This window comes from Streptomyces sp. NBC_01410, assembly GCF_045040195.1.
In the GTDB taxonomy this organism is placed as follows: Bacteria; Actinomycetota; Actinomycetes; order Streptomycetales; family Streptomycetaceae; genus Streptomyces.
Genome location: NZ_CP109530.1, coordinates 5,939,429 through 5,960,140 on the forward strand (window position 1 = coordinate 5,939,429; position 20,712 = coordinate 5,960,140).

The window sequence follows — 20,712 nt, forward strand, 5'->3', positions numbered from 1 at the left end:
CACAGCACAATGCGTATCGGAGTGCTCACCGCAGGCGGCGACTGCCCGGGCCTGAACGCAGTGATCCGGTCGGTTGTGCACCGCGCCCTGACCGGCCACGGCGATGAAGTCATCGGTTTCGAGGACGGGTTCAAGGGTCTCCTCGACGGTCACTACCGCCCGCTCGACCTCAACGCCGTCAGCGGCATCCTCGCCCGCGGCGGCACGATCCTCGGCTCCGCCCGCCTGGAGCGCGGCCGGCTGCGTGAAGCCGCCGAGAACGCCGCGGAGTTGGCGAAGCAGTACGGCATCGACGCGCTGATCGCGATCGGCGGCGAGGGCACGCTCACCGCATCCCGGATGCTCGCCGAGGCGGGCATGCCCGTCGTCGGAGTGCCCAAGACCATCGACAACGACATCTCCTCCACCGACCGCACCTTCGGTTTCGACACCGCCGTCACGGTCGCCACCGAGGCCATCGACCGGCTGAAGACCACCGCCGAGTCGCACCAGCGCGTGATGGTCGTCGAGGTGATGGGACGGCATGCGGGCTGGATCGCGCTGGAGTCCGGCATGGCGGGCGGCGCGCACGGCATCTGTCTGCCGGAGCGGCACTTCCAGGTCGAGGACATTGTGAAGATGGTCGAGGAGCGTTTCTCGCGCGGCAAGAAGTTCGCGGTGATCTGCGTCGCGGAGGGCGCGCACCCGGCCGAGGGCTCGATGGCGTACGAGAAGGGCGCGATCGACCAGTACGGCCATGAGCGCTTCCAGGGCATCGGCAACCGTCTCGCGGCGGAGCTGGAGCGCCGGCTCGGCAAGGAGGCCAAGCCGGTCATCCTCGGACATGTGCAGCGCGGCGGCACGCCCACCGCGTACGACAGGGTGCTCGCGACGCGCTTCGGCTGGCACGCGGTGGAGGCCGTGCACGGCGGTGAGTTCGGCATGATGACGGCGCTTCGCGGCACGGACGTGGTGACGGTGCCGCTGGCGGAGGCGGTCACCCGGCTGAAGACCGTGCCACAGAACCGTATGTACGAGGCGGAGTCGGTCTTCTGAACCGGTGAACGGGCCGTCCGCCGACCGCGGTTGGAGCACGGTCGGCGGACGTGTCTGACGGTCTTGTGGGTCAGGACAGTTTGCCGTCGTAGTCCGGCAGCTTGAAGGTCCGCTCGGCGTGACCGCCGACCAGGTCGCCGGGCTTGTTGCCGACATTGGCGATGATCGTGTAGCCCTTGGCCTCGATCTCCGCCCGCTTCTCGGTCTTGTACGCGCTGACCTCGCCGAACAGGTCGGGCAGATCGCGTACGTACAGGCCGTCGACCGGGTAGCCGACCTTCTTGAGGTTGTAGGAGGTGAGCGAGTAGATGATGCCGGGGCGGGCCGTGACGAAGAAGATGTCCACGCCGCGGGAGTCGGCGTAACGGACAAGGTCGAGCACCGGCTTGATCGCGGGGGTCGGGTACTCCCAGAAGTAGTGGAAGTCGGTCTCCAGCGAGGAGTTGTCGATGTCCAGGACCATCGCGAGGCGCTGTCCCGAGGCACCGGCAGTGCGCTGCTCGATGTAGGGGCGGGCGGTGGCGACGACAGCGGAGACGTCGCGCTGCCAGGTCGCGTAGTCGACGTCGGCGAGGAACGGACGGCTGGTGCTCGTCTGCTGCGAGGTGAGGGTGGGGGTCGCGGCGTTCGCTGTGGCGGTCACGGACGAGGTGAGGGCAAGCGCGGCGACCGTCACCGCCGCCCGGGTGGTCCATCTGCGTGCATGCATGGGGGGTTCACTCCTGAGGGGTCCGGATCCGGGCGCGGAAGCGCCAGGGCCTCGGCATGATCGCGGCTGTCAGTGGACGGAATGATGCGTTCCAGCTACCGGCTAGTAGCTTCGGCGTGACGGAAGGGGATACGCCGTCAGAACTGCTCGACGAAATACGGCTCGACGGTCATCCAGCCATTGCCGGAGGCGCCGTTGCGGCGGCCCTGGTCCTGCCTGGACAGGGAGTACCAGGAGTCCACATAGTCCGGGTCGTCCGTGTACCAGGAGTCCGGAATGGCCGCGAGTACCGCGTCCACCAGGGGCGCGTAGACGCCCAGGTCGGTGACGGTCAGCAGCGCGGTCGCGATGGCCTGGGCCAGAGCCTTGTAGTTCGTGTCGCCGTCGTCCTCCATCAGGACCACGTCGGCGAGGTTGTACTTGTAGTTGAACCACTTCACGAGGACCTGGTTCGGGTAGTACGTCTTCCCGTCGTCGTCGAGATACGGCATCTGCACCGTGTCGACGCGCGGGACGCCGTCCTGTCCCCAGCCGGTGACGATGGCGTACGTCTCGGCCCCGCCCTTGAACCACGGCTCCTGGTCGTCGGCCACGCCGATGGACGTGATCTTCGTCGTCCAGACACCGCTCGCGGCTGCCCCGGACGTGGCCTGCGCGATGGGCTTCTGCAGGGCCGGGAGGGCCAGGCCCGCCTTCGCCAGTTCCCGGTCGAGGATGTCCAGGCCGGCAGCGAGAGCCTTGGACGTATCTATGTCGATGAGATACACCGGCCGGTCCGGCGTCCTGTTCGCATCGAGCTTGTGCGGGTGGCCGGCGCCGTCGTAGGCGGTGACCGACGCGCGGTCGTCGTCCTGTGCGGCGGCCGCCACCAGCGGCTTCACGCCCTTCGCGAGGCCGGCGCGCATCGAGGGGTCGGCGAGCCTGATACGGAGCAGCGAGCCGGTGCCCGCGCCCAGGCCCTTGGCCGCGGCAAGATCCTTGTTGGCTTCGGCGACGGCGCTCTCCATGCGCCGGGCGGCGGGTGCGTCGGCCCGTCGGCTCAGTTCGAGCAGGTCGACTGTCGTGGAGCGAAGAGAGGCGGTACGCAGGTGCGCACTCCAGGGCGCGTCGCCCAGCGAGGCCGCGGTCTTCCGGGCCAGGGTGTCCTGGATCTTCTCGGCCGTGGAGATGGAGGTGGAGGAGGACGGCGCTGCGGCGCTGCTCGCGGCCGACGCCTGAGCGGTGGTGACCGGCAGGGCGACTAAGGCGAGGGCGGCACAGGCCAGGCCCGCGAGGGCTCGGTGAGTTATTCGCGTGCTCATAGCGATGAGGCCTCCTGTGATGACGGACTGCCATGGGCGTTTCCCAGGGCGTGGGGTCTGGGTCGACGCGCGTAACATGCGGTGCGCGCCCCCGATATCGTCATCACGACGGGACTCGCGGGTAATGAGGGAATCCTCCACTGCTGGAGTCCGAAGAACGGATGTCGCATCCCTGGCGCTTGGGCTCGTTCCGTGATTCGACGGGCCGTCAGCCTTCCGACGCTGCCGGGCGGGGGGTGCGCCTGCGGCGGGCTTTGCCCCCACCCCGCCCTCCCCCAGACTCCGTCCGGGGGGACCCCCAACCTCCCCGCGCCTCAAACGCCCCCAGACTTCGTCCGGGGGGACCCCCACGGGGCTGAGATGTGCGGCAGGGCCGCACATTCAGCCCGTCCGGCGTTTGAGGACATGCGGCCGAAGGTCGCATACGGGGTCTGGGGCGAAGCCCCCACGCGGCGGAGCCGCAGAGTGTCGCAGCGGGAAGGGGCGGGTACGGGAACAGCCCCGCCGCAGGCGGCTACACCCGCGCCAAGTCCCAGAAGTGGTCCACTATCCGGTCCAGGAAGTCCCGCCCCGGCTCCCCCGTGTCCTGCGTCGTCGAGCCCCACGCGAGCGTCGCCACCATCCGGGACTGGTATGCCGAGTGCAGCTCCTCGAGCACGCCCTCAAGCTGCTCCCGCCGCATCGGCAGCATCTTGCCCACCGGGCGTACGTACGCCTGCCAGCGCGCCTTCACCGCGTCCCGCAGCAGTTCCGCGAGGTCCGCGTCCCGGCCGGTCGCCGTGAGGAGTTCGCGGGGGCCGAGGTCGAGTACCTCGGAGAGCGCCGCGGTCTGGCGGTCGTTGCCGCGCCAGCGGCCCGAGTCCTCCATCCGCAGATACGAGCCCACGTCCATGCCGACGAGGCGCGCGAGTTCCTCGGGGGCGAGGCTGCGGGCCATCCGGTGCTCGCGCAGAGTGGTCGCCTCGGTGAGCAGATCGTGCGGCGCGCACCACAACACCCCCGCGAGCGCGGTCAGTTCGCGCGTGCCGGGGCTGGCCAGCCCCCGCTCCCACTGGACCACGACGTCGGGCGAGACATGTATCCCGTACTGGGCGCGAAGGCCGTAGGCGACATGGCCGGGAGCCATGCCGAGGGCTTCGCGCAGCCGGCGCGCGGCGGGGGCGTTGAAGGGCGGGGACGGGTTGTGGTGCACGCCGACACGCTAGGGGGCCGGAGGGGGCGGCGACTACGGTGCGTTCACCCAGAGCCACTTGTCGTAGGAAGGTCCGAGCTGATCGTTACCTCTTGGTAACGTCACGTGACGGTGCAGGGCGGCCGCTCACCCCTTGACCGCCCCGCCCAGGGCGAAGCCGCCGCCCAGCCTGCGGGCGATCAGTACGTACAGCACCAGCACCGGCGCCGAGTACAGGATCGAGAAGGCCGCGAGCTGGCCGTAGATCACTGAACCGTAGTTGCCGAAGAAGGTGAAGATCGAGACGGACGCGGGCATCTGCTCGGGGGACAGGATCAGCATGAACGGTACGAAGAAGTTTCCCCAGAGCTGGATGAAGGTGTAGATCGTCACCACGGTCAGGCCCGGGCCCATCAGGGGCAGTACGACCCGGGTCAGAGTCTGCAGATACGACGCCCCGTCCGTCCACGCCGCCTCCTCCAGGACCACCGGGACGCCGTCCATGAAATTCTTCATCAGCCAGATGGAGAAGGGCAGTTGGGAGGTGGCGAGGAAGAGACCGGTGCCGTACATCGTGTCGATCAGATTGACCTGTACGAACAGGCCGTAGACCGGAACCATGACCGCCGTGATCGGCAGACACGTCGTGAACAGGATCGTCAGCAGATACGGGCGGCTGAAGCGCGAGCGGTGGCGCGAGAGCGGATACGCGGCGAGCGCGGCGCACACCACCGTCAGCAGCGTCGCACCCCCGCACAACAGCAGGCTGTTGAGCATCGGCGTGAAGGTGATCTCGTCGGTGAGCACCGCGTCGAAGTTGTCCGCGGTGAACGTCGAGGGCGCCCGCACCCGCAGGTCCGCCTCCGCGTCCACCGAGGAGAGCACTAGCCACACCAGCGGCAGCGCGAAGGCCGCGGCCGTCCCCAGCAGCGCGCCGTCCGCGGCGAGCCGGGAGCGGGTGGCCCGGCGCATCAGACCTCCACCCGCATCAGCCGCAGATAGACGACCGAGAAGAGCGAGCCCACCAGGAGAAGCAGCAGTGCCACCGCCGTGCCGTAGCCGATCAGGCTCTTCTGGAACGCCTGGTCGTACATGAACACCGGCAGTGTCTGGCTGCGATTGCCCGGGCCGCCGCGCGTCATCGCCCAGATCAGCCCGAACACCGACAGCGTGGAGAGCGTGTTCAGCATCAGATTGGTGCCGATCGAACGGCGGATCATCGGCAGCGTGATGTGCCAGACGCGGCGCGGGCCGCTCGCTCCGTCGACCTCCGCCGCCTCCGTGATGTCGCGGGGGATCTCGGCCAGCGCGGCGGAGTAGATCAGCATCGAGAACGCGGTGCCGCGCCAGACGTTCGCGAAGGACACCGCCAGGATCGGCAGCGTGAACAGCCAGTTCTGGGACGGCAGATGGAGCCAGTCGAGCAGGGCGTTCAGGGTCCCCTCGCGGCGGAAGAAGGTGTACAGCAAGAACGCCGCGACGATCTCCGGCAGCACCCAGGCGGTGATCACCAGGGTGCCCGTGAGGGTACGGACGGGACGGGACGCCGTACGCATCAGACCCGCGAGGGCCAGCCCCAGGGTGTTCTGGCCGACGATCGCCGAGACGAAGGTGAAGACGAGCGTGAGCCAGACGGCATTGTGGAAACCGGCGTCGGCGAAGGCCCGGCGGAAGTTGTCCAGGCCGACGAAGTCGGAGCCCGACGCGCCCGTCAGCTGGGTGTCGGTGAACGCGATCCAGACGCAGTAGCCGATCGGTCCCGCCAGAAAGAGCAGCAGCAGGATTGTGGCGGGGGCGATCGGCACCCACCGCCACAACCCCCTTCTCGCGCTGCTCACTTGGTGGTGACTGCGCCGTCGACGATGGTCTTCAGTTGCTCGTCGTACTCCTTCGCCGCGTCCGCCCCCGAGGCGTCACCCGTGGTCACCTTCTCCATCGCCTCGCCGATCGCCGTCGAGACCTGCGGATAGACGGGCAGCGCCGGACGGTAGTGGGTGTACTGCACGAGAGAGGTGAAGAAGTCGATGCCCGGCATGGACTTCAGATAGCGGGCGTCGGCGGCGACATCCTTGCGTACGGCGATCTGCGCGTCGACGATCGTCCACTGGACCGCGTTCGCCGGGGTCTGCATCGCGGTGATGAACTCCCAGGCCAGATCAGGGTTCTTGGCCTTCTGCGGGATCGCCCAGGTCCAGCCGCCCGACATGGACACCTTGCCCGGCGCCTGCCCGTTCTGTGTCGGCATCGGCGCCTGGCCCAGCTTCTTGTCCCACTGGGGCCACGGCTTGGCGCCCGACGCGAGCCAGTGCTGGCCCATCCAGGAACCGTCGAGGTCGATCGCCAGCCTGCCCTCCGGGAGCAGCTCCGTCGCCACCCGCGTGGCGATGTTGGGGTCGAGGGCGTCGGAGACGTCCGGGCCGAGCTTCTCCCCGTACACCGTGCGTACGAAGCCCAGGGCGTCGCGGAAGCCCTTGCCGCCCGCGACCCACTTCTTGGCGGACGGGTCGTACAGGGGGTCGGCGCCCGTGCCGTACAGCAGCATCTCGAAGCCCTGCATCACCGCGGCCTCGCCGGGGCCCTTGCCGGTGTAGACATTGAGCGGGATGACGCCTGGGACCTTCTGCTTGACCGTGCGGGCGGCGGTCAGGATCTCCGCCCAGTTCTTCGGCTGCCAGTCGGCGGGCAGACCCGCCTTCGCGAAGATCTCCTTGTTGAACCAGAGGCCACGGGTGTCGGTGCCGTCCGGGATGCCGTACGTCCTGCCGTCCTCCGCCTTGGCCGCGGACTTCGCCGTCTCGACGAACTGGCTCCACTGGTTCCACTTCCGGAGATAGTCGTCCAGCGGCTTCAAGTACCCGGCCTTGATGTCGGAGTTGATGCGGAAGGTGTCCTCGTAGACCAGATCCGGCGCGGTCTTGGGGGAGCGCATCATCTGCTGCGCCTTGGTGGCGTAGTCGTTGTCCGGGGCCTGGATCGGGACGAGCTTGACCTTCTTGCCCGGGTGGTCCTTCTCGAACTGCTTCTTCACCGACTCGAGGAAGGTGTCCTTGAAGCGGACCTTGTTGTCGGTGGAACGGTTGTAGGCGACCTTGATGGTGTCCGGGTCGCTGCCGGAACTGCCGCCGCAGGCCGAGAGTGAGGCTGCGACGACAGCGGCTAACGGGACGAGGGCGAGTGGGGCGGTGGGGCGCACGGGCACGACCTCCTCGAAGCCACAGGGGCTGCCCGGTGACCGTAGGTCCGGCCCGTCAGCAGGGTCAATCCCCGTGCAGGGCACACCGGTTCAGCGGCCGGAAGTGATCCATCGGTACTGCAGCTCGGGACGCCCGATCTGTCCGTACTGAGGGCTGCGCGCGGCCCGGCCCTCGGTGACCAGGTGCTCCAGATAGCGGCGCGCGGTGATCCGTGAGATGCCGACGGCCGTGCCCGCCTCGGTGGCGGTGAGTCCGGCGGCGGAATCGCGCAGCGTACGGGTGACGGCGGCGAGCGTGGGCGCGCTGAGGCCCTTGGGGAGCCCGCCGCCCTGGGGCGCGCGCAGCGCCCCGAGCGCCCGGTCCACCTCGTCCTGGCCACTGGCCTCCCCGGCCGCGGCACGGAACTCGGCGTACCGGGTGAGCCTGTCGCGGAGGGTGGCGAAGGTGAAGGGCTTCAGGACGTACTGGACGACCCCGAGGGACACTCCTTCGCGCACGATCGCGAGGTCACGGGCGGAGGTGACGGCGATGACGTCGGCGGAGTGGCCGGCGGCGCGCAGGGACCGTACGAGATGGAGCCCGTGCCCGTCGGGCAGATACAGGTCGAGCAGCAGCAGATCGACCGCGGTCCGCTCCAGGACGCGAACGGCCTCGGACCGGGAGTGCGCGACCCCGGCGACGGCGAAACCGGTGACACGGCCGACGTAGAGGGCGTGCGCGTCGGCGGCGACGGGGTCGTCTTCGACGACGAGGACGCGGATGGGGGTGGGGGTCATGCGGCGACCCCCCGGCTGGGGCTCCGCCCCGGACCCCGCTCCTCAAACGCCGGAGGGGCTGAGTATTCAGCCCGTCCGGCGTTTGAGGACATGCGGCCGAAGGTCGCATACGGGGTCTGGGGGCTCGCCCCCAGTTCGGGAATGGGCGGGTAGGGGAACAGCCCCGCCGCAGGCGCGCCGCCGCTCATGCGCGTACCTCCGCAGGTCTCAGCGGCAGGCGCACGGTGAACTCCGCCCCGCCGTCCGGTCCCTCCGCCAGCCGCACCGCACCGCGGCTGCGGTGTGCCGCCTGTTTGACCAGGGCGAGGCCCAGACCGCGGCCCGCGCCATGCGTGGACCAGCCGCGGCGGAAGACCTCGTCCGCGTCCGCCGGGTCGACCCCCGCGCCCGTGTCGGCGACCCGCAGCAGCAGTTCGTCGCACTCCGCGCGGGCCGTGACCGTGACCCGGGCACGCAGCGACCGCGTACCCGCCGCCTCCGACGCCGCGTCCACCGCGTTGTCGATCAGATTGCCCAGGATCGTCACCAGGTCGCGCGCCGGCAGCGACGGCGGCAGCAGCCCGTCGTCGATACGGCTGTCCTCCGCGAGCACCAGCTCCACGCCCCGCTCGTTCGCCTGCGCCGCCTTGCCCAGCAGCAGTGCGGCCAGCACCGGTTCGCCGACCGAGCCGACGACGCGGTCGGTCAGGGCCTGCGCGAGCTCCAGCTCCGCCGTGGCGAACTCGACCGCCTCGTCCGCGCGGCCGAGTTCGATGAGCGAGACGACCGTATGCAGGCGGTTGGCCGCCTCGTGCGCCTGCGAGCGCAGCGCTTGTGTGAAGCCCCGCTCGGAGTCCAACTCGCCCGAGAGCGCTTGGAGTTCGGTGTGGTCCCGCAGCGTGACCACCGTCCCGCGCTGCTCGCCCCCGACGACCGGGCTGGTGTTCACGACGATGATCCGGTCCGCGGTCAGATGGACCTCGTCGACCCGCGGCTCGGCCGACAGCAGCGCGCCGGTGAGCGGGGCGGGCAGGCCGAGGCTGTCCACGGGCCGGCCGACCACGTCCTCGTCGAGCCCGAGGAGTTCCCGGGCACCGTCGTTCACCAGGGCGATCCGCCGCCGTCCGTCGAGCATCACCAGACCCTCGCGCACGGCGTGCAGCGCGGCCTCGTGGTAGTCGTGCATCCGGCTCAGCTCGGCCGCGTTCATGCCGTGCGTATGCCGCCGCAGCCGCGCGTTGATCACGTACGTGCCGAGGCCGCCCAGCGCGAGCGCCGCGCCCGCGACCCCGAGCAGCGCGGCGACCTGCTTGCTGACCTGCTCGCTGATCTTCTCGATGGTGATGCCCGCGCTGACGAGCCCGGTGATCTTCCCGTTGTCGTAGACGGGCGCCACCGTCCGTACCGAAGGACCGAGCGTGCCCAGGTGCTTCTCGCTGTAGATCTTGCCCTTCAAGGCCTCGTCGATGCTCCCCAGATACGTCTTCCCGATCTGGCCCGGCTCGGGATGTGTCCAGCGGGTGCCGTCCGGAGCCATGATCACCACGAAGGTGACGCCCGCGTCCCGGCGCAGCCGTTCCGTGTACGGCTGGAGCTGTTCCGTCGGATGCGCGGAGCGTGCCGCGGCGACCACCGAGGGCGAGCGCGCGACGGCGGTCGCGGTGGCCCTGGACTGGCGGCGTGCGGTCTCCTCCGCCTGGGAGCGGTCGGTGACGTACGTGAAGAGCGCGCAGCCCGCCACGATCGCGGCGACCAGCACGACCTGCATCGCGAAGAGCTGGCCGGCGAGGCTGCGAGGACGGGGTATGCGCATGGCCCAAGTCTGCCTGGCCGAAATCGCGTGAACGAAACGAACGTAAGGGTGACCGGGGTCACAGGGTGGGCGATAGTCACGGCATCCATAGGGACATGGATGAATTTCGAACAAGGAGGACCCCGTGGCTACAGGAGCCGTCAGGCGGGACCGTACGCACTATCTCTATATCGCCGTGATCATCGCGGTGGTGCTGGGCATCGCCGTGGGCCTGGCAGCCCCTGAGTTCGCAGTCGAGCTCAAGCCGCTCGGCACCGGCTTCGTGAACCTGATCAAGATGATGATCTCGCCGATCATCTTCTGCACGATCGTGCTGGGTATCGGCTCGGTACGCAAGGCCGCCAAGGTCGGCGCCGTCGGTGGCATAGCGCTCGGCTACTTCCTGGCCATGTCGATGGTCGCGCTCGGCATCGGACTGGTCGTCGGCAACATCCTCCAGCCCGGTGAGGGCCTCGCGGTGACCGACGCGATCAAGGACGCGGGCCAGGGCCAGGTTTCGGAAGAGGCCAAGGACACGACGGAATTCCTGCTCGGGATCATCCCGACCACGATCGTCTCCGCCTTCACCGAGGGCGAGGTGCTGCAGACCCTGCTCGTCGCGCTGCTCGCCGGTTTCGCCCTCCAGGCGATGGGCTCGGCCGGTCAGCCGGTGCTGCGCGGTGTCGAGCACATCCAGCGCCTCGTCTTCCGCATCCTCGCCATGGTGATGTGGGCCGCGCCGATCGGCGCGTTCGGTGCGATCGCCGCCGTCACCGGGTCGGCCGGTCTGGACGCGCTCAAGAGCCTCGCCGTGCTGATGCTCGGCTTCTATGTGACCTGCTTCCTGTTCGTCTTCATCGTGCTCGGCACGCTGCTGCGTATCGTCGCGGGCCTCAACATCTTCACGCTCTTCAGGTACCTGGGCCGTGAGTTCCTGCTGATCCTGTCCACCTCCTCGTCCGAGTCCGCCCTCCCGCGGCTCATCGCGAAGATGGAGCACCTGGGCGTCAGCAAGCCGGTGGTCGGCATCACCGTCCCGACCGGCTACTCCTTCAACCTCGACGGCACCATGATCTACATGACCATGGCCTCGCTCTTCATCGCCGACGCGATGGGCAACCCCATGTCGATCGGGGAGCAGATCGCGCTGCTGCTCTTCCTCTTCGTCGCCTCCAAGGGCGCGGCGGGTGTCACCGGCGCGGGCCTGGCGACGCTGGCGGGCGGCCTGCAGTCGCACCGTCCCGAACTGGTCGACGGCGTCGGCCTGATCGTCGGCATCGACCGCTTCATGAGCGAGGCGCGCGCCCTGACCAACTTCGCGGGCAATGCGGTGGCGACGGTGCTGGTCGGGACCTGGACGAAGGAGATCGACACGTCGCGGGTCGACGAGGTGCTGGCCGGACGGATCCCGTTCGACGAGAAGACCCTGCTCGACGACGACACCCACGGTGAGGCCGACGGCGCTGAGGTGCCGGAGCCGCGCGAGGAGGACGGGGTGCCGGTAAAGGTCTGAGGTCCCTGAGGGGGGCCTGACAGGAGCCGGGACCGGGCGCGCATGGTGCGCCCGGTCCCGGCTCTTTCGCGGCCCCGGTCGGCGACGGGCAGCAGCGCATACGGTGAGCAGGTGACCGATCACGATCCAGCGCACGTGCCCGATCCCGCGACCGAGACCTGGCGGCCTGCCGGCCCCGGTGTTCTGCGGCTTCCCTCCGGGCGGCTGGTCCGGGGGCGTGGCCTTCGCCATCCCCTGCCTGACGGGCCGCTGCCCGCGTACGGCGTCTATCTGCTCGGGAAGCCGCCTCCCCAAGTCCCCTGGGAAGCCCGGTGGTTGCGCTGGCCGGACTTCCGCCTGCCCAGCAGCCGGGCCGATGCCCGTGCGGCCCTCGCCGAGGCGTGGGAGCGGGCCGCGGACGAACGCGTCGAGATCGCCTGCGGTGGCGGTCGCGGGCGCACCGGTACCGCGCTCGCCTGTATCGCCGTTCTCGACGGGGTTCCGGCCGAGGCGGCGGTGGACTTCGTACGACGGAACTACGATCCCCGCGCCGTGGAAACCCCCTGGCAGCGCCGCTACGTCCGCCGCTTTTCCGGCTGACGTGAGCGGCGCGGCCAGGGGGCGGTCATTGCTGGATCGGATTGCCGTCCGTCCCGCGCGTGGTCGGTTCCTCCTGTCGGTCAGTCGAAGGGGATGCGTACGACGGACTGGTTGCCGACGCCGAGCGTGCTCGCGCCGTTGCCGATCGCGCTCCAGACCTCGATCCGTACCGTTCCGCCGGCCAGGTCGCCGAGCGCTCCGGTGGCCGACTTGAGGACTCTGGCCTGGGTGTAGTGCTCGTAGCCCGGGAGGGGATCGGTGGCGAAGTAGTGGTACGTCTCCGTCCGGTCCCAGGTGCCGTCGCTCGTACGGTCGTAACTCACCCTGATCTGCTGGCCGTTGGCGACCGTGGAGCCCGCGTCGACGAACAGGTCGAACTGGGTCGCGCCGCCGTTGTATCTGCGGGTGATCCCGGTCGAGGTGAAGACCTGCGGATTGTGCGGGGTGCCGTCGTAGTTGGCGCCGCTCGCCGAGGCCAGGCTCACCGTCGCGGCCGATGCCGCCGGATCGCCCGCGCCGCCTCCCGTACGCAGATACAGCTGCGAGGAGCCGGACGGCGGCGGGGTGGTGGGTGGCGGAGTGGTGGGCGGAGTGCTCGGGTCCGAGGCGCCCTTGGTCCACACGGCGACGTAGTCGACGAGCATCGGGTGGCCGGGGACGGTCGCGGCGGTGGGGGTCTTGCCCGCGAGCGCGTCCGGGAACGCGCCGCCGATCGCGAGGTTCAGCAGGATGAAGTAGCCCGCGTGGCTGGTCATGTTCGCCCAGGTCCCGGCGTCCACGCGGTTCTCGGCGACGCTGTGGAAGAGCTGGTCGTCCACGTACCAGCGCAGCTCATTGGGGGAGACGGCGCGGTCCCACTCGAAGCGGTAGGTGTGGAAGGCGGACTGGCAACTGGCCCCGGGGCAGGCGCGGTTGTTGGCGATGCCGCTGGTCTCGTTGCAGGGGCCGCCGGGGTTGACGCCGCAGTGGAGCACGCCCCAGACGGAGTTGATGCCGTTGACGTTCTCCATGATGTCGAACTCGCCGATGGAGGGCCAGTTCCAGTAGTTGCCGCGGTAGGGGGAGCCCAGCGCCCAGAACGCGGGCCAGTAGCCGAGTGCGGCCTGCCCGGTGACATTGGGCATCTGGATGCGGCTCTCGATGCGCAGGGTGCCGCCGGCGGGTGCCTTGAAGTCGGCGCGCTTGGTCTCGATACGGCCGGAGGTCCAGTTGCCCGCGCCGTCGCGCAGTGGCGTGATGCGCAGATTGCCGCTGCCGTCGAGCGAGAGGTTGTCGGGGTTGTCGGTGTAGTTCTGGATCTCTCCGGTGCCCCAGTTGCCGGGCCCGCCGGGGTAGGCGTGGCCGAGGTCGATCTGCCAGTTGGCGGCCGAGGGCAGGGTGCGGTTGGCGCCGTTGAAGTCGTCGCTCCACTGGAGGTTCCAGCCGGGCGTGGGGGGTACGTCGCCGCGCGCCTGCCCGGCGCCGGTGACGGCGATGAAACCGGCGAGGGCGACGGCCAGGGCGACGACGACGGTGAGCAGGGGGGTGCGTCTGATGCGGCTCGTGCTCAAGGAACACCTCCGGGAGGGTGGTGCCACGGGTCGGTGAGAGCGCTCTCAGAGAGTTTTGTAGATGTAGACACTGCGGCCGTCAATGGCTGCGCATCCTTAACTTCCTGAATGTAGAAGCCAGTTGGAACGCGTGCCTGGTGGGAGGGGCCGGGATCGGTCCCCGACCGGAGGTCGCTGCTTCCACCCCAGTGACCTGGATGTTTACCCTTTGGTGAGTACCTGACTTATTTGTCGGTACTTGTGGGTGAGTGCGCGGGCCAACAAGCATGGCGGGCATGTCCACCACCAACACCCCGCTGACCTCCGTCACCTTCCTCGGCCTCGGCGCGATGGGCCAGGCCCTCGCCGGCGCCCTGCTCGACGCGGGCCACCCCACCACCGTCTGGAACCGCTCCCCGGGCAAGGGCGAAGAGCTGGCTGCCCGCGGCGCGGTACGGGCGCCGAGCGCCGAAGAGGCCGTGCGCGCAAGCGAGTTGACCGTCGTCTGCGTCGTCGACTACGACGCGTCCGCCGCGATCCTCGCCCGTCAACGCAGGCGCGTCAGTGGTGGGGGCCGTGCCGGCCGAGGGTCTCCACGGGGGTCGCGCCGGGGCGGGTCCACTGCGGCACGGGCCGGCTGGTCGGGCCCCAGGTGGCGTTCCCGTCCGCGTCCGAGCGCCAGTACCAGCAGGCCTGGCGGCCCTCGGGCCAGCCCTCGGGGTTGTCCTGCCACGCCTCGCCGCGGCCGTAGGGCGTCATGTCGAGCAGGCCGAAGGACCCGTTGACCGGCTCGTTGCCACGGCCCGTCGTGGAGTAGGTGAGGAACACGCGGTCGCCGTCGCGCAGGAAGCAGGTCAGGTAACCCATGCTGCCGCCGGCCGGCCCGTCCACACCGCGCACCGAGTACCAGGGCTGGGTGTAGCCCATGAACTCGACGAACGAGGCCACCTCGTCCCACGGGCCCGTGGTCAGGACGGCGAACGAGACGCCCCGGGCGTTGAGGTAGACGGCGTCCTTCACGTGCCAGGCCGTGGTGGTGCAGCCCTCGCACTGCCCCTGGTGCGGCGCACCGTCGTACCACATGTGCTTGTAGACCACGAGCTCGTCGCGACCCTGGAACAGGTCGAGGAACGGGACCGGCCCGTCAACGCCGGTGACCTCGACCGTGCCGTCGAACTCGACCATCGGCAGCCGCCGCCGGGCCGCGGCGATCGCGTCGCCCTCATGGGTGTGCGCCTTCTCGCGGACCAGCAGCTCCTCGCGCGCCGCCTGCCAGGTGGCCAGGTCGACGACCGGCGGCTTGCCGGGGAGGTCGCTGCTCGCGTTGCCGGGCGTGGTCGTCATGGTGTCCTCCGTGGTGTCTCGTGCCGGGCAGCGTCGTACGACGTCCTACGACGCTCACCAGAACAGACCCGCGACCCGGCCTGAACTCATCGCGGCAGGGGGCGCCCTCGGCCGAGCCTGCACGGACCACGTCGGGCTGACAAGTTCGCAGACGCGCCCCTACGCCGAATGGCCTCCCCGGTTGCCCGCTCCCCACCCCCGCCGCAGTGTTACGGGCGTACCGGTCCCCTCCCCGCCCGGGGGCTCTCGGCGAGGACTCATCATGCAAGAACGCCTGGCGCTGCACCCGGTGTCCGCCCCCGTACGGGGGCGGACTCGACGGACGACAGGGAGCCGTCCGCTCCCGTGGCTGCTGACCGTCGCGGTGGCTTTCACCGCCGCTCAGCTGATCCTGGTGGTACCGGGCTCCGGGCTCGGCTGGGACGAGACCGTCTACGTCAGCCAGGTCGGAGGCAATGCCCCGCCCGCGTACTTCAGCGCGCCCCGCGCGCGGGGGATTTCCTACCTCGTCGCACCGGTGGCTTCCCTGACCGCCTCCACCACCGCGATCCGGATCTATCTGGCCCTGCTGTCCGGCGCCGGGCTGTTCGCCTGCCTGTGGATCTGGCGCAGGCTGGTGCCCGTTGCTGTGCTCGGCTGCGCGGGCGCGGTGTTCTCCTCCCTGTGGATCACCCTGTTCTACGGCCCCCAGGCCATGCCCAATCTGTGGTGCGCGCTCGGGGCCCTGGCCGCCGTCGGCTGGTTCCTGCGAGCCGTGGCCCGTCCCGGGGAACGCAGGGCGGTGATCGGTGTCGGGTCCGCCGTCGCCGTCGTGGTGTTCATGCGCCCTTCCGACGGGCTGTGGCTGGCACTCCCGCTGGCTGCCGCGGCCCTGCTGGTTCCGGGGTGGCGCCGTGCGGCGGTGTTCGCCGCGGTCACGATCGGGTTCCTGGTCGGGGCCGTGCCGTGGGTCGTCGAGGCGTACGCGCACTACGGCGGTCTGGGTGCACGGCTCCACCGGGCGAGTGAGATCCAGGGCGGCCTGGGCTGGCACATGGCCGTGGACGACCAGGTGCGGGCGCTGGACGGGCGTTCCCTGTGCCGCCCGTGCGACGTGCCCTGGAAGCATCCGGTGGCGGCGGCATGGTGGTTCGCGCTGCCGGTGCTCACAGTCGCGGGCATCGCGGCGGCTTTCCGCGCGGACGGGCGTTCCCGCGCACCCTGGAGTTCGGGCGCGTGGGCGGGCTCCCGCACACACCGGGGCGCAGCCGCTCTGCTGGCGACCTGCACCGCCGCATCGGTCGCGGTGCCGTACCTCTTCCTCATCGACTACGCCGCGCCGCGTTTTCTCCTCCCCGCCTACGCGCTCCTATCGCTGCCGGTGGCCGAGTGCCTCGTCGCCGTGGCAGTCTTCCTGGTCACCGCCGTCCGGCCGTCACTGCGGCCGGTCGGCGCCGGAGTCCTCGCCCTGGCCCTGACCGGCCACCTCGCGGTCCAGTACGGAGTGCTCCGCCACATGCTGGAGGTCAACCACTCCCTGCGTGCGCACTACTCGGCGATCGCCGCCGGGCTGCACCGGCTGGGCGTGCGCCCGCCCTGCATGGTCAGCGGCCAGGATGCCGTCCCCATCGCCTATTACGCGGGATGCACCTCCCGCCAGCCCGGCGGCCATGACGCCAGCATCACGCCCGGCGGCATCGAGGCCGCCGCACACCACATGCCGGTGGCCGTCGTCGTGGCGGGCGGCAACGCTCCACCGCCGTACGCGCGCACCTGGCGGGCCACGGCCCTGCCTCACGTACGCGGCCGGGAAACCTACCGTGTCTTCCTGCCGCCCACCCTCGTCGGCCCGCAGCCGGAGATGGAGGCATCACCATGACCCAGGCAAGCGGCGGCCCGGAGCGCACTCGCACAAATCGCGCCCGCCTTGCCCATAAGATCCGCTATGCCGCGCGCCGTCCCGACCGTATCTGGCCCTACCTGCGCCGACTGGGCCGCGACTGGAAGCTGCGGCTGACCAGTCGCGACCATGTGGCCTACTACAGAGCCGTGATGAAAGCCGACGCCGCCAGAAGTCCGGCGGCCGCGGTCGGCAGCGCGTCGTACGAGAGATGGCTGGCGCTCGGCCAGATGCAGTTCGACTACCTGGTACGGCACGGTCTCACCCCCAGCGACCGGATGCTGGAAATCGGCTGCGGCAACCTGCGCGCCGGCTGGCGCTTCATCGACCACCTGGACACCGGCCACTATCACGGCATCGACATCTCCCCGGACATCCTGCTGGCCGCCGGAGACACGCTGGCGCAGCGCGGTCTCCAGGACAAGCTCCCCCACCTGAGCCTCGTCCGCGATCTGCGGATGGCCACCCTGCCCTCGGGGCACTTCACGGTGGTGCACGCGCACAGCGTGTTCTCGCACTCCCCGATCGAGGTCATCGACGAGTGTCTGGCGCATGTGGGCCGTGTGATGGCACCGGACGCATTCTTCGACTTCACCTTCAACCGCACCGAAGGCAGGGAACACCATGTCCTGCGCGAGGACTTCTACTACCGCACCGAAACACTGATCGAGCTGGCCGCGAGCCATGGTTTCGCCGCCCGCTTCATGGACGACTGGGAGCAACTCCCGCACAAGCAGTCCAAGATCCGTATCACCGCCTTGCCTTGACGCCGAGGTCAAGGATTACCGTCGGGGACATGCGAATCGGCGAGCTCGCGGAACGGGCGGGAACCACCACCCGCACCCTGCGCTACTACGAGTCCCGCGGGCTCCTGCCCGCCCGGCGCGCGGTGAACGGCTACCGCACGTACGACGAGGACGACCTGCGACTGCTCCAGCAGATCCGGACCCTGCAGGACTTCGGGTTCGACCTGGAGGAGACGCGGCCGTTCGTCGAATGCCTGCGCGCCGGGCACCCGGCCGGGGACTCCTGTCCCGCCTCGATCGCCGTCTACCGCGCCAAGCTCGGCGAGCTGGACACGCTCATCGAGCAACTCCGGTCGGTGCGCGCCCAGGTGGGCGCTCAGCTCGCCCGGGCCGAGGCGGAGCTGCCGGGCGGGCCCGAGCCGCTGTGCGAGCTGACCCATGTGACCGACGGAGGGGAACACGAATGATCCACGCAGCGGGCGTCGCCGAAGTGACGGACGCCGACTTCGACGACGAGGTCCTCAGAGCCGACCGCCCGGTCCTGGTGGAGTTCACGGCCGACTGGTGCGGCCCGTGCCGCCAACTCGCCCCGGTGCTCAGCGCCTTGGCGAGCGAGGAGGCCGACAGGCTCAAGGTGGTCCAGCTCGATGTGGACACCAACCCGGAGATCACGACGCGGTACGCCGTGCTGTCGATGCCGACGCTGATGGTGTTCCGCGAGGGCGAACCGGTGAAGTCGATGGTGGGCGCCCGTCCCAAGCGCCGACTGCTCCAGGAGCTGGAGGACGTGATCCAGCCTCAGTAGTCTGGCGAACCCTTGTCGGGCCACCGACGCCCCTCTGGCCCCGGCGTTCTGTCGCCCGGGCTCCTCACCGCACCGGCTCCAAGCCCGCCCTTCCGCTCGGCGGGAGCGCGAGCAGCGTGAAGAGGCGGTCGGCCGCGGCGCCCCGGCGTACCACCAGAAGCGTGGCGAGGGCGACGGCGACCGGGACGCCGAGCCACCAACCCAGCAGGTGGACAAGGACGGAGGCGCCCACCGCCGTGCCGAGCGCCAGGCCGAAGACCGCTCCCAGTACGGTGCCGAGGATGCGGAGCCGGCCCGTCACCGTTGCGGCGGCCTGGCGCTGGCCGGAACGGAGCCAGTGGACCATCAGGGCCAGCATCACCGGGACCAGCACGATTCCCATCCCGTAGAGCGTCAGCGCGACCGGCGAGGTCAGCCAGTCGCCCATGCGCGACAGGGCTTCCCCCGGGCCGGGTTGCGTCGGCCAGGTCGCGAACGACTCCCGGTCGGCGGAGAAGAATCGCTGGTACCCGCGGCCGTCCCACCCGTGGACGAGGATGAAGAACATGCCGGTGTATCCGACCCCGGCCTGAAGGAACGCCGCGTAGGCCCGGCCGGAGGCGATGAGGCGCGCCGCGACCCAGTAACCGAGCACGCCCTGGCTGACGTTCGTTGCGGCGAACAGGGCGACCAGCCAGGCGGGCAGCGAACCGTGCCCGTCCGCCGTCTGCATCGTCTCCCAGTCCGGGAAGCCCCACAGCAGCCACGCACCGCTGGGCGCGAACAGCACCGCGCAGTACAGGACGGTCGCCATCAAGTACGGGTCCGACCACGGGCCGGCGTGACGCGCGGGGCCCGTCCTGCTCCTGAGCTGATGCGTGGCGGCGGTCGCGAAGCTCGCGCCGATTCCGTAGGACCAGAAGACATCGACCTGGACCATCGTGCTCTCCTCTCCGGAATGACACGTCATTCCGTTCTGAAGGCAGAAGCAGTGCAGAAGAAGGCAGAAGAAATTGAGCGGTCCTGCGGGCTGAGCGTCAGGGGGAGCCGAGGCCGTCAAACATGAGAGTCTCCACCGTGCCAATCCACGGCTCCCGCATGGCATCGGGGTCCTGTGCGTGCAGGAGCCGCACCGCCCCGGTCACGATCATTCCGTTGACCGCGAGCCCGACCACCTGCGCGTCCACGTCTCGGCGCAGGAAGCCGCGGTCCTGCCCGTTGCGGATGAAGGCGGCGGTGTACTCCGCCGCCGCTTCCATGGCCCGGCCGGCCAGATCCGGCTCGGCCCGGTCGATGGTGATGGCGTCGTAGAACAGGATGTGGCACAGGGCGGGTTCCGCGGCGACGAGGTCGAACAGCTTGTGGCCGATGCGCCTGACCTGTCGCCTGTAGTGCGACAGTGTCTCGCTGGAGCCGGGATCCTCGTCGGAGAGGGCGTCCATCACCTGGCCCAGCGCGCGCGACACCACGCTGCGCGCGATGTCCTCCTTGTTCTTGAAGTACCGGTAGAACGTGCCGTGTCCGGCCCCGAGCTCCTGGGCGATGTCGGAGATGCCGGTCGCGTGGTAGCCGCGCTCGGCGAACACCTTTCCCGCCGCGCGCAGTATCGCGTCGCGCTTGTCGACAACACCCCTGGGCACGGTCGAACCCTCCGTCGGCGGAATGACATGTCATTCTCAAACCGGCGGGCAACTCCCGTCAATACCCCTGCGCGCACCGGAAGTTGGCGGTCCTTCAGCGACGCTGCCCCTCCTCGTCCCGCAACACCAGCAGATCGCACATGTCCTGCCACGCCGCCTCGCTCAGCAGCGGGCGCCACCTGGTGAACAGCACCAGCAGCTCCCCGCCCCACTCCATCCGGAACGAGTCGTTCACCCGCGCCAGGTCGAGTTCGTTGGCCGCCGTCAGTTCGGCGAAGTCCTGCCGTCGGCCCAGCGGCGGCGTGTACGTCCCGCCCGTGAAGCGGTCCCGGAAGGCCGCTTCCTCGTCCGCGAGCGTCCCGTACGACACCTCGCGGTCGCAGCTCGCGTAGAAGTGCACGAGCTCCTCCGCCTCCGTGCCGATCACCGCCGCCAGCTCCGAGCGCCGGTCCAGTGGCAGCAGGGCGTTCGCGAAGCCGTCCGTGCCGTAGAACGCGTGGCACAGGCCGGCCAGCTGGAGTTCGGGCCGCGCACCCCACTGCGACAGGCGCTGCCGGACCCGCTCCAGGTGGGCGAGCAGTGTCCCGCCCGGATGTTCCATCCCCTCGGCGCCGTGCTCACGCAGCAGGGCGACCGCTTCCCTCGTACTCCCAGGTATGTCCACGGGCAGAAAAATACCCCGGAACCGAATTGACGGCCGGGGTCATTCTCTGCGTATATTAAGTGTTTCCGTGTTCGCGT

Annotated in this window: 20 protein-coding genes and 1 pseudogene; 8 read left to right on the forward strand and 13 right to left on the reverse strand. The window is 69.8% G+C overall.

Annotated features, from left to right (window positions below; genetic code table 11):
- Positions 1-9 precede the first annotated feature (9 nt).
- Positions 10-1,035, forward strand: coding sequence for an ATP-dependent 6-phosphofructokinase (locus OG741_RS27480; RefSeq protein WP_405602245.1), 1,026 nt, complete (start codon positions 10-12; stop codon positions 1,033-1,035).
- A gap of 70 nt (positions 1,036-1,105) precedes the next feature.
- On the opposite strand, the gene OG741_RS27485 is transcribed toward OG741_RS27480, so the two are convergent.
- The 8 genes from OG741_RS27485 to OG741_RS27520 all read right to left on the reverse strand — a co-directional run bounded on the left by OG741_RS27485 (position 1,106) and on the right by OG741_RS27520 (position 9,978).
- Positions 1,106-1,744: an HAD family acid phosphatase gene (locus OG741_RS27485; RefSeq protein ID WP_266487552.1), complete on the reverse strand. Its 639-nt coding sequence runs from the start codon at positions 1,742-1,744 to the stop codon at positions 1,106-1,108.
- Between the two features lie 137 nt (positions 1,745-1,881).
- Complete coding sequence (locus OG741_RS27490; RefSeq protein WP_405602248.1) at positions 1,882-3,045, reverse strand: DUF3103 family protein; 1,164 nt, start codon at positions 3,043-3,045, stop codon at positions 1,882-1,884.
- Positions 3,046-3,559: 514 nt separating this feature from the next.
- On the reverse strand, positions 3,560-4,171 hold the full coding sequence (locus OG741_RS27495) for a helix-turn-helix domain-containing protein (protein WP_405605805.1): 612 nt from the start codon (positions 4,169-4,171) through the stop codon (positions 3,560-3,562).
- Between the two features lie 192 nt (positions 4,172-4,363).
- Positions 4,364-5,188 carry a carbohydrate ABC transporter permease gene (locus tag OG741_RS27500; RefSeq protein ID WP_405602251.1) on the reverse strand — a complete coding sequence of 275 codons (825 nt, stop codon included), beginning with the start codon at positions 5,186-5,188 and terminating at the stop codon, positions 4,364-4,366.
- Positions 5,188-6,054, reverse strand: coding sequence for a carbohydrate ABC transporter permease (locus OG741_RS27505; RefSeq protein ID WP_405602253.1), 867 nt, complete (start codon positions 6,052-6,054; stop codon positions 5,188-5,190). Before OG741_RS27505 ends, OG741_RS27500 begins: the two co-directional genes overlap by 1 nt.
- Positions 6,051-7,409: an ABC transporter substrate-binding protein gene (locus tag OG741_RS27510; RefSeq protein ID WP_405602255.1), complete on the reverse strand. Its 1,359-nt coding sequence runs from the start codon at positions 7,407-7,409 to the stop codon at positions 6,051-6,053. Before OG741_RS27510 ends, OG741_RS27505 begins: the two co-directional genes overlap by 4 nt.
- 90 nt (positions 7,410-7,499) lie before the next feature.
- Positions 7,500-8,186, reverse strand: coding sequence for a response regulator (locus tag OG741_RS27515; protein ID WP_405602257.1), 687 nt, complete (start codon positions 8,184-8,186; stop codon positions 7,500-7,502).
- 184 nt (positions 8,187-8,370) lie between these two features.
- Positions 8,371-9,978: an ATP-binding protein gene (locus tag OG741_RS27520; protein WP_405602260.1), complete on the reverse strand. Its 1,608-nt coding sequence runs from the start codon at positions 9,976-9,978 to the stop codon at positions 8,371-8,373.
- 124 nt (positions 9,979-10,102) lie between these two features.
- Here OG741_RS27520 and OG741_RS27525 point away from each other — a divergent pair, with 124 nt between their 5' ends.
- Positions 10,103-11,470 carry a cation:dicarboxylate symporter family transporter gene (locus tag OG741_RS27525; RefSeq protein ID WP_405602262.1) on the forward strand — a complete coding sequence of 456 codons (1,368 nt, stop codon included), beginning with the start codon at positions 10,103-10,105 and terminating at the stop codon, positions 11,468-11,470.
- 111 nt (positions 11,471-11,581) lie between these two features.
- Entirely contained in the window at positions 11,582-12,049 is a 468-nt protein-coding gene (locus tag OG741_RS27530; protein ID WP_405602264.1) for a protein phosphatase, read from the forward strand.
- A gap of 80 nt (positions 12,050-12,129) precedes the next feature.
- On the opposite strand, the gene OG741_RS27535 is transcribed toward OG741_RS27530, so the two are convergent.
- Positions 12,130-13,599 carry a glycoside hydrolase family 16 protein gene (locus OG741_RS27535; RefSeq protein WP_405602266.1) on the reverse strand — a complete coding sequence of 490 codons (1,470 nt, stop codon included), beginning with the start codon at positions 13,597-13,599 and terminating at the stop codon, positions 12,130-12,132.
- 266 nt (positions 13,600-13,865) lie between these two features.
- Here OG741_RS27535 and OG741_RS27540 point away from each other — a divergent pair.
- Positions 13,866-14,120 (forward strand): annotated as a pseudogene (locus tag OG741_RS27540) (NAD(P)-binding domain-containing protein); the annotation flags it as partial.
- A 19-nt stretch (positions 14,121-14,139) separates the two neighbouring features.
- Here OG741_RS27540 and OG741_RS27545 read toward each other — a convergent pair.
- The gene (locus OG741_RS27545) at positions 14,140-14,922 is read right to left on the reverse strand and encodes a DUF899 domain-containing protein (protein WP_405602268.1); all 783 of its coding nucleotides are present in this window, start codon (positions 14,920-14,922) and stop codon (positions 14,140-14,142) included.
- A gap of 262 nt (positions 14,923-15,184) precedes the next feature.
- Between OG741_RS27545 and OG741_RS27550 the strand changes: the two genes are divergently transcribed.
- Genes OG741_RS27550 through trxA form a run of 4 tightly spaced genes read left to right on the forward strand, consistent with a single transcriptional unit; the run spans position 15,185 to position 18,352 of the window.
- The gene (locus OG741_RS27550) at positions 15,185-16,780 is read left to right on the forward strand and encodes a hypothetical protein (RefSeq protein WP_405602270.1); all 1,596 of its coding nucleotides are present in this window, start codon (positions 15,185-15,187) and stop codon (positions 16,778-16,780) included.
- Positions 16,777-17,568 (forward strand): class I SAM-dependent DNA methyltransferase, encoded by a 792-nt coding sequence (locus tag OG741_RS27555; protein ID WP_405602272.1) that lies wholly within the window; start codon positions 16,777-16,779, stop codon positions 17,566-17,568. Before OG741_RS27550 ends, OG741_RS27555 begins: the two co-directional genes overlap by 4 nt.
- A gap of 29 nt (positions 17,569-17,597) precedes the next feature.
- Positions 17,598-18,014: a MerR family transcriptional regulator gene (locus OG741_RS27560; RefSeq protein WP_266487592.1), complete on the forward strand. Its 417-nt coding sequence runs from the start codon at positions 17,598-17,600 to the stop codon at positions 18,012-18,014.
- A complete protein-coding gene (gene trxA, locus OG741_RS27565) occupies positions 18,011-18,352 on the forward strand; it encodes a thioredoxin (protein ID WP_405602275.1) in 342 nt (113 codons plus the stop codon). The genes OG741_RS27560 and trxA overlap by 4 nt, the downstream gene beginning before the upstream one ends.
- Positions 18,353-18,416: 64 nt before the next feature.
- Here the strand turns inward: trxA and OG741_RS27570 are convergent, their stop codons facing one another.
- From OG741_RS27570 to OG741_RS27580, 3 genes are all read right to left on the reverse strand, one after another.
- Complete coding sequence (locus OG741_RS27570; protein WP_405602278.1) at positions 18,417-19,271, reverse strand: hypothetical protein; 855 nt, start codon at positions 19,269-19,271, stop codon at positions 18,417-18,419.
- Between the two features lie 97 nt (positions 19,272-19,368).
- Complete coding sequence (locus tag OG741_RS27575; RefSeq protein WP_405602281.1) at positions 19,369-19,971, reverse strand: TetR/AcrR family transcriptional regulator; 603 nt, start codon at positions 19,969-19,971, stop codon at positions 19,369-19,371.
- Positions 19,972-20,065: 94 nt separating this feature from the next.
- The gene (locus tag OG741_RS27580) at positions 20,066-20,629 is read right to left on the reverse strand and encodes a DUF6817 domain-containing protein (protein ID WP_405605807.1); all 564 of its coding nucleotides are present in this window, start codon (positions 20,627-20,629) and stop codon (positions 20,066-20,068) included.
- Positions 20,630-20,712: the final 83 nt, after the last annotated feature.